Below are 12,373 nucleotides of genomic sequence, written 5' to 3'. Positions count from 1 at the left end.
AATCCTAAAGCACTTCTATTGGAAGAGTCTTAGGATTAAACTAATAAAAAATAATTCAAACTTGTTTGTATTTTATGTCTCTCTATATCTAATTAACTTAATCTTCATAGATGGATTCTCCCAATTAACTATAGCTTCATCAACCATCATACCTACTAAACTCAACTCTTGATCGCTCATGTCTTCTCCAGTTAATTGCCAATAGTATTCATCTACCTCTAATTGTCGCCCAGTCTCTAACAAGGTTTTAACATTTTCTACATCATCTTTATTACATTTTATATAATCTGTACTAATGAGAATTTCAAATCTATTTTCTTTATCTTCTATAGAAATATCTATTTTTTTTGCAGAATTATTCAAACAAAAATTAATCAACTCACTTACAATCTTTGAAACTTTATTAATTTCCTGTTTCATTCCTTTCCCCCCTATTTTTCAACGTTTCTGCTATGGGAACCATAATAGAGGCAACTATTCCACCTGAGAATCCATTATTATATAGATTTAAACCTCCATGAATCTTTACAACATTCATCACTACTGCTACATGTAAAAATCCGGCAATAATACCTGCTGTAAATCCATAGGTACCAGTAATAGGTGCAAGAGTTGTACCGAATAATCCAGCCATAATAACTGTAGTAGATGATATGTCCCAGATATTTAAAATAGTGGTTACATAGACTCCAATTAGTATAGGAATAGCATTCTTAGGATGTTTTCCAAATGCAGAAAATCCAACTACAGTTAATATTCCAGCTACTACTGGACCATTGAAATATCCTTTGGATACTATTACATATAGTACACATATTAGTCCCATAATCCCCATATTCATATATGTAATACCATATCCAACAAGTTTTGTAAAGTCTGTAACCAACCTACCTTTATATTTAAATATATTAATATATCCTTTAAAGCTCTTTTTATTAATAATGAATCCTAATACTATCATAGATATAAACATAATAATCAGTATATTTCTTAAAAAGTTACTATACTCATAGGAAAGAACAGATTGAGTTTCTATAATTAATCCAAAACTTCTTAATATAGAAGTTATTAATGTAGCTAAAATTCCTGCTGTAAATCCCATATTATAAAGATTATATCCATCATGAAATCTTACCATATGAGATGCTAATGGTGTTATAACAAACCCTATCATTATTCCAACTAATATACCCAATGGTATGCTTATCTTTAGATCTAAATCAAGACCAAAAGCTACTTCACTTACAACAGGAGCTAAGGCCGTAGCAAACATAAGTGCCAAAATAATACTTTTCATATGTATATTCTCATATTTTGAATATATAAATCCACCTAAATATATCGGCCAAACATTTAATATATTTTTACCAATAAAGGCAAATCCGCTAATACTAAAAATTGCGGCTATAAGTGTACCATTAATCTTCAATTTAAGGATATATAACATATATATGCCTACTAGAGTTAACAGAGCTGTATTAACAAATGCTGCACCTATACCTCCTACAGCCAAATAATCTGTTAAAAGTATGTCTGGAGATACAATTATTTTGTGCAATCCATTAATAATATTTTGGGGGGAGTCTATAAAGAAAGCTATAATTAATAGACATAAAGGAAAAATTGAGAGTATGATAAAATTAGATTTTGTTCCTAGGTGAAATGAATGATTATTATTTGTATTGTCTTTCAAGCGACCGCCTCCATTTTCAAAAATTCATATATTATATTTTTTATTTTATAATTTAGTATAAACTATTTTTTCTATTTTGGTAACAGTTTTTTTAAATAATAAAACTGTCTCATAACGACTTTTAAAAATTATTCTGAGACAGCCCCCTTATTTCTTATAATAAAATTTATTTCTTTTTTAAATTTCTTCAATCTGACTGACTAGTACTTTATTTTCTATAGATTTATCTCCATAATATACTGTTCCCCAAACTCCAATAAGTATCATAATACTACCTACTACATGAAACCAATAAAAATCTTCTTTTAATATTAATACACCTGCAACAATAGATACTATGGTAGATAGATTAGCAAATACTGCAGATTGAGAAACTGGTATCTTAGATATTGTATAATTTACCATGAAAAATGCAGCAACAGATGATAATATTCCTAGATAAAATAAAGGAATTATGGCTTGAATATTTGCTAATGGATAAAAATATTTTGCGATAGTACCTTTTAAAAGATGATTAACAGTTAATATACTATTAAATGCAATCGCTCCAACCCACATCATTACAAAGGTTATCTCAAGAGGTTTAAACTCTTCCGATGCTTTTTTTGATGCAATATTATATCCAGCAGATGAAATTATCGCTAAAAATAAAAATATAATACCTAAAAAGTTTCCCGATATACTTAACCTATCTTTCATCATATTAATAAATATAACTCCAAATACCGATAATCCAATAAAGCATAGTTGTGAAATTCTAGGCTTTTCTTTTAAAAATATTATACTAAAAATCGTTACAAATACTGGAATTATTGATATCATCAATCCTGCTTCCGATGAAGTAGTCATATTTATTCCTGTTACTTCAAATATAAAATACAATACTGGTTCACATAAGGATGCTAATAAAATCATTTTAATATTTTTCCCCTTCAGATTTACCTCTATAATTTTTAAGAACTTAAGTAACGTCATAACAATAGCTGCTAATAAAAATCTAAAAGAAATCAACTCAATAGGAGTCATGATTTCTAGACCTATTTTAGTAAACATAAAGGAAAATCCAAATATAGTTGAAGAAATAATAGCAGAAAGTATAGGTAAATATTTTTTATTCTTCAAAGTCAACATCCTTTCTCAAATATTATGTAACTTTAACAAATAGTAGTATTCTAAAACTGTATTCTCTTCTAACATAATATTACTTCTTAATATATTAAATCAAGACAAATGTTTTGATTTAAAGTTCTTATATAGAATCATAGATTAATCTTAGAATTGACAACATTCATTTAGTTAAATTATTGCTTAAAAAGTATTGACAGTACGGCTAATTTAGTGTTTATAATAAGTCAAATAATCTAATATAAAAATAACTATACTAGGAGGTCAAAGTGAAGATAAATTGGAATATTAAATACACAACAATAGCTATATACTCATTTATAGTAGTTTGTTGCAGCATTATCTTTTATCTTATAACATCAGAAATAAACTTATTTAAAATTAAAGTCAGTAAATCTATTGCAACGTTACAGCCTTTTATTATAGGTTTTGCAATTGCATATCTTTTAAATTTTGTATTAAAATTTTATGAGGAAAAGGTACTAACACTTAAGTTATTTAAAAACTTTAAACCAAAGTCAAAAAGAAGTTTAGGTCTTTTATTTACCTATACGACTTTAGTTCTATTATTATATTTATTCATGAATTTTGTGTTGCCTCAATTAACTGCTAGTGTTGTTGGATTAGCTAATGATATTCCCCATTATGTTAATAATGTGACTAAATCCTTAGATAATTTTACAACTCGTTTAGATCTTAGAGAAGAATATTTAAATCTAATCGTTGATAAATGGAATGACTTTGTAAACTATATTATTAAATTTGTAACTAATTTAATTCCTATGCTTGGAAACTTATTGAAAGCAATTGCATCTAGTATTTGGAATATAGTTTTAGGTTTAATAGTATCTATTTATCTATTAATTGATAAGGAAAAGTTTTTTGCTTTAAGTAAAAAAGTAACGTATTCTTTATTCTCTAAAACATATTCTGATAAAATTTTAGAATTAACTCATAGGAGTAACAATATCTTTGGAAGGTTTATAAGTGGTAAGATATTGGATTCCTTTATTATAGGGATACTGACTTTTATTGTTTTAACAATCTTTAAAATGCCATATACTATATTAGTGTCATTTATAGTAGGTATTACAAATATTATCCCATTTTTTGGACCTTTTATTGGAGCGGTCCCATCCTTTTTTATAATTTTATTTGTTTCACCAATAAAGGCACTATGGTTCTTGCTAATCATACTAGTAATTCAACAAATAGATGGTAATATTATAGGACCTAAGATTTTAGGAGAATCTCTAGGAATATCAGCTTTTTGGATCTTATTCTCTTTATTAGTAACGGGCAAAATATTTGGATTAATGGGAATGATTATAGGGGTTCCTTTATTCGCTATTATTTATTCTATAGTTAAAGATATTGTTGAGAGTAAATTAAAGCAAAAAGGATTACCGAGTGAAACGTCAGATTATATGTAAAATAAATAATAATTTAAAAATCATTAAACTATGTAGAAGTCAGGTGTTACCTGATCTCTACATAGTTTAATTAAAAAACTTTATAATAAAATCTTTATTAATAATGATAATATCAAAATCTAAAAACAGTTATAACTACAGTCTAATAGTCTTATTGTACTTCTATTCCAGAATTTTTTGATATATCATCAGCAATAATTGCTGTACCTTTAATAATTGTACCTGACTTTACTTTTGGCTGAACAGATGGATTACTTGGATATTTATTGCCATCAAATTTTATTTGAGAATAGAAAGGCTCTATTCCTCCTCCAGATACGTACATAATCAAATCATTCCAGCCATTTGTCTTGCTATTGCTTACAACAATAGGATTTTGTACAAGAGTAAATCGGGAAACTAACTTATAAGCATCTTTATCGTCTTCAAATATTAACGCCGTAGAACCACCTGTTCCAGATACAGAAGAGCCTGATAAATATACAAATGTTTCTGGCTTTTTATCTCCATTAAGGTCTATTTTATTATAATAATATGCTAATGGACCATCATTTTTATTATACTTTAAAACATTCTTGATAGCTTTCTCTAATTTCTCATCTCTATTTGATTCGGATTCTACATAAGAAACATCTGAAAAGTTTATATCTCCTGACTCAAATCTTACTATATTATCGTCAGTTGCATTTCCATCTTTCTTATTAAAAATATCAAGAATTCTTGTTAATTCTTCTTGGATACCTTTTTCAGCATCTTTCATGTCCTTTACAGGTATATTATCTAATGGCTTCATGCTTTCATCTAACCAAAGAACCATTTTGTCATCTTTAAATATATGGTTTGAAAAAGGAGCTTTAAAAAGTATTAATTTTTCATCTTCTAAGTAAAAAGAAGCTAATCCATCCATCTTCCCAGCATCATCTGCTTGTGTAGCTGTTACCTTCATTGGCTTTCCTTCCTTTATCCAAATAGAAAGAGTCTGTGGTTCCCAGCCTTGTTTTTCTGGTTCTAGTGTAATCTCTTTTTTCTCAGATTCCTTTAAATCTTTATCAATTGCCGATACTTTATTCATAACATCTTTTATATCAACATCTGACTGCTCTTGAACTGACTGATTTGTAGAAACTTTATTATTTTGTATATCTTGTACTTTTTTCTCTTGTGCACATCCTACATTAAGTGTCAAGCCTAAAACAATCGCACTACACAATACTAATTTCTTCATAACTACATCTCCTCTTTTGATTTATATTAAAAATCTTTATATTACAATTATATTTATTTTTCATGTTTATGTAGTTACAAACTAGTTTCAAAGAGTTTTCAAAAGAGTTACAAAAATAACAAGAAACTTAATTAAATTACTTTAGCTAAATATTTTTATTTAAAAATTTATTATATAACATCTTTATATTATCACTACATAAAAATGGGATATTCTCTTGGATTTTTTTAATAGACCAATTCCACCATTTCATTTCTAACAACATTTTAATCTCCTCTTGTGAGAATCTTTTTTTAATAGGCGCGGCTGGATTTCCTCCAACAATAGTATATGGCTCTACATCTTTAGTAACCAATGCCCTTGTTCCTATTACAGCACCATCCCCTATTTCCACTCCAGGCATTATAACTGCTTCAGTTCCTATCCAAACATCATTTCCTACCACTATCTTACACAATAATCCTCAAAACGCTTAGCATGATAATAACCCGAATAATAAGTAAAATCACCAACCTCAATATTTTTATTTGTAATATAATCCTTTATAATATAACTATGCATCCAGCTTTCAAAAACATTATTTTTCATATCAAATGCCTTCTATATTCTCTTTAATCATAATGACCTTATCTATTTCTACTAAGTATAGAAGGCTTACTCATGTGTTCTTTTTGTTGCGGACACTAACCATCACCTCTTCTTTTTAATCTTTTATTATATGATAATATAACAAAATCCTGGTGTCTATTGTTGATAACTTTCATTTCTTCTTTATAGTTATCAACAATCTACTCACATAACCTTTATTCAATAGAAAATAATGTTAATAACTTAACCTATTATATTTTCCAAAATAATTTAGCTATACATCTATTTATGCCTAAACTACACATAATAATAAGAGGACAAATGACTTGTCCCCTTATCTAATATTTTAATATTGGAAGAATACTTTTTCCATTCTCTGGAGGTTCGACCTTTAAAAATTCTGCTATAGTTGCTGCGATATCAGAAAGAGTTTGTCTTTCTCCAATATTATTCTTACTTTCATATAATTTAGAGTAGATAAGTAAAGGTGTCTTTTCTCTAGTATGCTGACTATGTCCTATAGTTGGATCGTTACCATGGTCTGCAGTTATTATTAACATATCTTCATCTGTCATTTTCTTAATGATCTCATCAAGATACTTATCTACTATCATTAATTTGCTAGCATACTTTTCTACATCTTGGCTATGTCCTGCTAAATCTGTTTCTTGTACTGTCCCAGCAATTAATCCCTCTTCAATTTCAGACATACTTTGAAGTATAACCTTCATTACTTTCTCTGTTTCTACTGCAGGATATTTAATAGAATGTTTACAGCTTATGACATCTTGCATTTTTCCTATTAGAACCGTACTTTTACCTGCTTTTGTTAATATAGAACTAACTTGAGTATTAGGATCGACTCCATAGCCTATATGTCTAACATTATATCCTTTTTTATAAACACCTGAAGCTGGGCTGTTTACTCCAACAAGACCATCACTTCTTTGCTCTATGCTATCTATTATATTTTCAATTGTTATTCCGTTTCCACCAAGGGCAATAACCCTATTAACTTTTACTTCTTTTCTAACAATAGTTGCTATTTCTAGCACCTTCTCAAAATCTATATAATCTAGAGGAGCGGTTACATTATATATTTGTCCAAAATCTGTCTCTATATTATCTGCTATCACTACAAGGTCATTTACCAATAGATATGGCTTAGTTTTATCAGGAGTCTCAACTTTATATCCCATTGAAACAAGTATCTGTTGTACTTTGAGTAGATAATCTCTAAATGGAGATATGTTGGGGATTCTAGGAAATGTTCCCATGATTTCTTGATGTCCAGCATAGCTATCTGCACCTTGGTGCATTAAATTTAATGTTCCATAGCTAGCTATTGGTTTAACCTTATTTAGCTTTTCATGATTTAAGATACTATTGACTCCTAACCTTTCTAATGTGGGTATCCTTAGTATATTGCTTTGATCTAGTATATGCTTAAAAGTATTAGCACCTATATCTCGAGGTCTTACAAGTTTAACATCATCCATGTATCCAACACCTAAACTATCTATTACCACTAGGATTACTCTTTTTTTACTCATGCTAATCACAACCTTAATTAATTTTTCTTCCTAAACTATCGTATATGCCTAATAGCTTAGGCCTTCCTCTACTGATTCCTTCAACTACTGCAACTTTACTACGTGTAACAAAAATTTGAGTTCTAAAACAATAAATTGCAGTATCTCCTACCTTAACTCGGTTTTTACCTAGTTCTAGAGTGCCATAATAATCAATAGATTCAGAACAGTTATCTTCTGCCAATAAAAAATTATTTATTAAATTATCGTATGTGTTTCCTACAACAGCTCCTTTTAAATGAGATCTGTTATAAAAACCACCACCATATACATAAGCTTTATCTTCATATAAATGAGATATCTCACTTACATATGCCATAGCAATTTTCTCCTTCTGTTCTGTATATCCATGTAAAGGAGTTGTTCCAGTTAGTGCATGACCTGGCTCACCATGAGTCGCGCCTAATTTTTTCAAGAGTGGAATAGTTTCTATGCATGTAACACTTGGCATATTAATTTGATTAATTTGTAACTGTAACTCTTTTCTTATCTTTTCAATCGTACGTTGTAAAGTAATTGCATTTTCGGTTTTTTCTACTTTTCCAGTTTCATAATTAAATAATAAACATGGAAATGCCGTAATACCTTCTATCTCTACATTTGGCAGTTTTTGAATTTCCTTTATAGATTTGATTATATTTTCTTCCCTAAAGCCCCCAACTTGTCCATTATAAATCATGTCATCAGGCCCTATTACTCGTAACATTAATTTTGAAGTTATCCCCATTCTCTTAGATATATTAGATATTTCCCTCGCTTTATCTAAAGAGAATACAGTAATAACTTCTGGGGAAAATCTGATAATTTCCTCTAACATATTACTAGGGATTTGAACTAAATGACCAACATTTCCAATTTTTATTCCTTCCTTTGCTAAAGTAATAGCTTCCCAAGGATCTACTACTACAGCCTTATTTATACCTACTTTTGAAATAGCTTTAGCAACTTTAGGATTTCGTCCAATCTGTTTTGTCATCATATATAAACTAATAGAATTGTCATTTGCAGTTTCTATTAAAGCTTTAGCATTCTCTAATATGGAATCTAGATCTAGAACATAAGTGTCAGGATTGATTATCCCACTTCTATGAAACTCAAATGCTGTTTTCAATAATTGGGGATTTGTTTTAATAAGTCTATTGAGAAACATATTTTTATTCCCCTTTCTGTGTCCTATTAATTGCCTCTTTTAAGATACGCATTATGGTATCTGCTCCTGAACGCATGGGATTTATTCTAATCATAAAGTTTTCTAAATCGGGATTTGATTCCAGGAATGTTCCAGATACTCTATAAAACATAGATGTAATTTCATAACGTGATTCTGCTCCTACTGGATATGGCGCTGCACCTAATATATTGCAATAAGATAAGACCTCTTTCGCAATAGGTTCATTAAATTCTACTAGTATTACCCTTGATTGAGCATTAGCTATAAATGCATTTTTAACTTCTTTGATTGTTCCATTATTTAGTCCTTCTACTACTTTATTGCTTTCTTCACCTTGAATTGCTAAAGAAACTGGTGCATAAACCAAAGATCTTAAAGCTTCCATTGCTTCGTGTCCTTGTACCTGGCTCCCACCAGAATAATTAATTTTCTTTATTTTATCTATGATTTCTTTTGTACCAACTACACAGCCTATACCTTCAGGTCCAAGTAGTTTAAATAATGAAAATGCACTGGCATCTGCACCTAATTGAACTCCTATTTTTTTTACTTTCATGGCTACATAATTATCATCAACTAGTATAGTCATGTTAGGATTTATCTCTTTTAATCTACTTATAACTTCCTCAAGATTGTACTTATCCTTTAGTTGCTGTCTAGAATGTTGAATTAGTGCAAAATCCACACCTTGTACAATATCAATATTAATTTCATTTAAATCATTAAAATCTATATAAACTTCTTTAAGACCCATAGATTCAATTATTACTTTTGTAGTAGGGTATATTGGGGCTTGGTGCAATATTATTTTTTCATTAGGTTTTAACTTTGTATTCATAACATTTCTCATTGCACCTGTTCCAGCACCTCTCACAAGCACTGCCGATTCACAATTAAAAAATTCTGCTAATACTTTTTCAACTTTTTCTGTGCATCTAGGTTGTCCAAATCCAGAAACTACACCATAATCTCCTGATTGCAAAAATTCATTTCCTTGAAAATTTTGATGTATAATATCAACTAATTTAAATTGCAATAACTTTGCGTCTTCTATATTTATAGTCTTTATTGGATATGCTTTCACTATGCTGCCTCCTTTATGATATATTAAGTAATCTATTTGGATTATCTATTAAAAATTTATCTATTAACTCTTCTTTAACATCTGAATCTATTAATGTAGGTAAAAAGATATCAATTAAATATGAATATCCTATACCTCCTAAATTTTTCAAATGTGATTTTCGCGTTAAGTCTAAGGACATTACAATTTGATTTTCATATCCTCTCTTTACTAGTTCTTTAATTAATCTAATTCTGTTTTCATCAGGCTGATAGTTTAACTTTCCTATTGTATCAAAGCCTAAATAGCAACCTTTATCTGCTACTCTTAAATGGTATTCTATATCATAGTTTAAATCCATATGTCCGATTAATACCTTCTGTAGATTTACATTTCTACTACTAAAGATTTCTATTTGTTCCAATGCCATTGTTCCTAATGTGGTATGAGTAAAAATCGGCCTACCAGTTTCTAAATGTACATCACTAACTATCTTTAAAGCTCGCTCTTCCATATCCTTAATCACATTATGGCTTGTTCCTACTTCGCCAAGTATATGAGCTTTTGCATCTGTACCATCCATTCCCTCTTCAATATCTTTAAATAGCATATTTGACAATTGCTTTTCATTTAGCTCATAAAAATATTTAGGTAAAAACGGTTCTTTATAGAATCCAGTGCTCCCTATTATATTTAAGCCCGTTTCTTCTGCCACTTTTAGCATTGCAGAAATATCTCTGCCCATACCACGATTCGTAACCTCTACTATTGAGTCTATACCTTTTTTCTTAAGCTCTTGAAGTTCCGATATAATCGCAGTAGTGTTGTTATAATTTGTATCAGGATCTTTCTTATATCCCGATAGATCTAATTTTATATGCTCATGTATATAAGTTTTACCAAGGGTCTCTATATTGCCATTTATGGTTCTAATCATTATCCTACCCCTTTACTTTTATTAGTATTGAAACCTATGTCTATTAAAAATTAATAAATTTAATTATCTACTATAAGTTATCGTTAGCTAAACCTGTCAATACTCTAATTACATTTAAAGTACTTACAACTTTATCCAACTAAGTACATTCAATTATTTTGAATGAAGTTAAGGGAGGAATTTCTCCCTTAACTTTTATTTTTCCTCTAGACTATTTCCGATATCTAAACAATAGGGAATAAGCCAATTAAATGTAGAATATTAACAATTAATCCCATTGTTATAGCACCAATTGGTCCAATAGCCATTGATGCGAGAGGTTTCTTTGAAACTTGATTTAAGAAAAATAGACCAATTACCCAGATATAGCCTATTGTAGGAGCTATTGCATTAGCAGCTAACATTCCACCTACAAGTAATGCAATATCTAATACTTTAGACATGGCAGTACGTGCATTATCACCAAGATCTTTCATTCCTGGGAATTTGTCCATTCCTGCAGCTATAAAGCCTAATAGCAGCACTTCAATTATCATTATTAAAGCTCCAACAAAGAAAGAACCAACCATGCCTAAAATTCCCATATTGATAAATAAAATTGCTGGAACATGAACAGCTTTTGTACCAGCTGGTGAATATACTCCAGAAATTATAGCAGTTGTCATAACTAAAGGTATAAATCCTAATGTTCTTCCTAAGGAAACCATGGCTGCCTCGAAGTATTGGCCTTCTGCTGTTAGTGTTAGAGAAGCTGGTCCTTCAGCTATCAATAATAATGTTGTAGCTAAAGCAACAATACCACCACTAATAGCTAAAACAAGCATATTCTTTTTAATTCTTTCAATATTCTTACCAAATACAGCAAATGCATCTACTGCACCTACATCTGACTTTTTATTATATCGTGTAGCAACAAAAACCATTGAAATGATAGCAAACAATAAAGCCATACCATCTGCATTTATCTGAACATTTACTGAATTTATAGTAAAACTACCAAATAGAACAGTCAACTGTTTTACAACCATAGTTAATACTAGTACGATTCCGCCTTTAACTACTCCTGCTTGATATGCAACTGCAATTGCAGGAAATACTGAAAAAGAAACAATTATTAAACTGCCTACCAAGCCTAAATCACCTGTAAAGTCTATTGGTAGTATAGTAAATATATTCATTAATACTTGCATACCAAATAATAAAGCAACTCCAAACAACGCACCTACTCCTGTTGATATCCATTTGCCGTTTCTATCATCTGAGAAAAGTGTACCTATAATGTCACAAGCTAGCATAATAGTATGAGTAATTATAATCTTACCTGCTATTGAAGTTGGAATACCAAAACCAATTACCAATCCAAAGGATAACGCGAAACTTGTTGCAAATAATGTTTTTCTATCCATTACTCCATCAAGATATTGGGGATATAAAGGACGTAAACCATCATGAAACACTGCAATATTTTGGTTAGCAAGGTAAGCACAAATTCCTCCAAGTGCTGCCATTACAATAATGGTAAGGATATTGATTTCAAATAACATTA

10 protein-coding genes and 1 pseudogene are annotated in these 12,373 nt (G+C 29.7%); 1 reads left to right on the top strand and 10 read right to left on the bottom strand.

Annotated elements, in window-relative coordinates; all coding sequences use genetic code 11:
* Window positions 1-72: 72 nt before the first annotated feature.
* The 3 genes from KQI42_RS08425 to KQI42_RS08415 all read right to left on the bottom strand — a co-directional run bounded on the left by KQI42_RS08425 (window position 73) and on the right by KQI42_RS08415 (window position 2,815).
* Window positions 73-420, bottom strand: a complete 348-nt coding sequence (locus tag KQI42_RS08425) for a hypothetical protein (protein ID WP_216518775.1) — start codon at window positions 418-420, stop codon at window positions 73-75.
* Window positions 404-1,693, bottom strand: a complete 1,290-nt coding sequence (locus KQI42_RS08420) for a DUF1576 domain-containing protein (protein ID WP_216518773.1) — start codon at window positions 1,691-1,693, stop codon at window positions 404-406. Before KQI42_RS08420 ends, KQI42_RS08425 begins: the two co-directional genes overlap by 17 nt.
* 177 nt (window positions 1,694-1,870) lie before the next feature.
* Window positions 1,871-2,815 carry a DMT family transporter gene (locus KQI42_RS08415; RefSeq protein ID WP_216518771.1) on the bottom strand — a complete coding sequence of 315 codons (945 nt, stop codon included), beginning with the start codon at window positions 2,813-2,815 and terminating at the stop codon, window positions 1,871-1,873.
* Window positions 2,816-3,087: 272 nt separating this feature from the next.
* Here KQI42_RS08415 and KQI42_RS08410 point away from each other — a divergent pair, with 272 nt between their 5' ends.
* The gene (locus KQI42_RS08410; RefSeq protein ID WP_216518768.1) at window positions 3,088-4,251 is read left to right on the top strand and encodes an AI-2E family transporter; all 1,164 of its coding nucleotides are present in this window, start codon (window positions 3,088-3,090) and stop codon (window positions 4,249-4,251) included.
* A gap of 151 nt (window positions 4,252-4,402) precedes the next feature.
* Here KQI42_RS08410 and KQI42_RS08405 read toward each other — a convergent pair whose 3' ends face one another.
* The 7 genes and pseudogenes from KQI42_RS08405 to KQI42_RS08375 form a co-directional block, all read right to left on the bottom strand.
* Complete coding sequence (locus KQI42_RS08405) at window positions 4,403-5,476, bottom strand: hypothetical protein (protein WP_216518766.1); 1,074 nt, start codon at window positions 5,474-5,476, stop codon at window positions 4,403-4,405.
* 145 nt (window positions 5,477-5,621) lie between these two features.
* Window positions 5,622-5,921 (bottom strand): annotated as a pseudogene (locus tag KQI42_RS08400) (CatB-related O-acetyltransferase); the annotation flags it as partial.
* Between the two features lie 481 nt (window positions 5,922-6,402).
* Window positions 6,403-7,617, bottom strand: coding sequence for a phosphopentomutase (locus KQI42_RS08395; RefSeq protein WP_216518764.1), 1,215 nt, complete (start codon window positions 7,615-7,617; stop codon window positions 6,403-6,405).
* A 13-nt stretch (window positions 7,618-7,630) separates the two neighbouring features.
* Complete coding sequence (locus tag KQI42_RS08390; RefSeq protein WP_216518762.1) at window positions 7,631-8,806, bottom strand: YhfX family PLP-dependent enzyme; 1,176 nt, start codon at window positions 8,804-8,806, stop codon at window positions 7,631-7,633.
* 4 nt (window positions 8,807-8,810) lie between these two features.
* Window positions 8,811-9,911, bottom strand: a complete 1,101-nt coding sequence (locus KQI42_RS08385; RefSeq protein WP_216518760.1) for an aminotransferase class V-fold PLP-dependent enzyme — start codon at window positions 9,909-9,911, stop codon at window positions 8,811-8,813.
* Between the two features lie 13 nt (window positions 9,912-9,924).
* Window positions 9,925-10,827: a phosphotriesterase family protein gene (locus KQI42_RS08380; RefSeq protein ID WP_216518758.1), complete on the bottom strand. Its 903-nt coding sequence runs from the start codon at window positions 10,825-10,827 to the stop codon at window positions 9,925-9,927.
* Window positions 10,828-11,051: 224 nt separating this feature from the next.
* Complete coding sequence (locus KQI42_RS08375; protein ID WP_216518756.1) at window positions 11,052-12,371, bottom strand: YhfT family protein; 1,320 nt, start codon at window positions 12,369-12,371, stop codon at window positions 11,052-11,054.
* Window positions 12,372-12,373 lie beyond the last annotated feature (2 nt).

The sequence above is a fragment of the Tissierella simiarum genome, from assembly GCF_018917865.1.
In the GTDB taxonomy this organism is placed as follows: Bacteria; Bacillota; Clostridia; order Tissierellales; family Tissierellaceae; genus Tissierella_C; species Tissierella_C simiarum.
The sequence above is the reverse complement of the archived record's forward strand: the minus strand, read 5'-3'. Positions and strand labels throughout refer to the sequence as shown.

Excerpts from the sequence above, each read along its gene's own strand:
- KQI42_RS08425 (WP_216518775.1), bottom strand. The coding sequence starts at position 420 with ATGAAACAGGAAATTAATAAAGTTTCAAAGATTGTAAGTGAGTTGATT.
- KQI42_RS08405 (WP_216518766.1), bottom strand. The coding sequence starts at position 5,476 with ATGAAGAAATTAGTATTGTGTAGTGCGATTGTTTTAGGCTTGACACTT.
- KQI42_RS08395 (WP_216518764.1), bottom strand. The coding sequence starts at position 7,617 with ATGAGTAAAAAAAGAGTAATCCTAGTGGTAATAGATAGTTTAGGTGTT.
- KQI42_RS08390 (WP_216518762.1), bottom strand. The coding sequence starts at position 8,806 with ATGTTTCTCAATAGACTTATTAAAACAAATCCCCAATTATTGAAAACA.
- KQI42_RS08380 (WP_216518758.1), bottom strand. The coding sequence starts at position 10,827 with ATGATTAGAACCATAAATGGCAATATAGAGACCCTTGGTAAAACTTAT.
- KQI42_RS08375 (WP_216518756.1), bottom strand. The coding sequence starts at position 12,371 with ATGTTATTTGAAATCAATATCCTTACCATTATTGTAATGGCAGCACTT.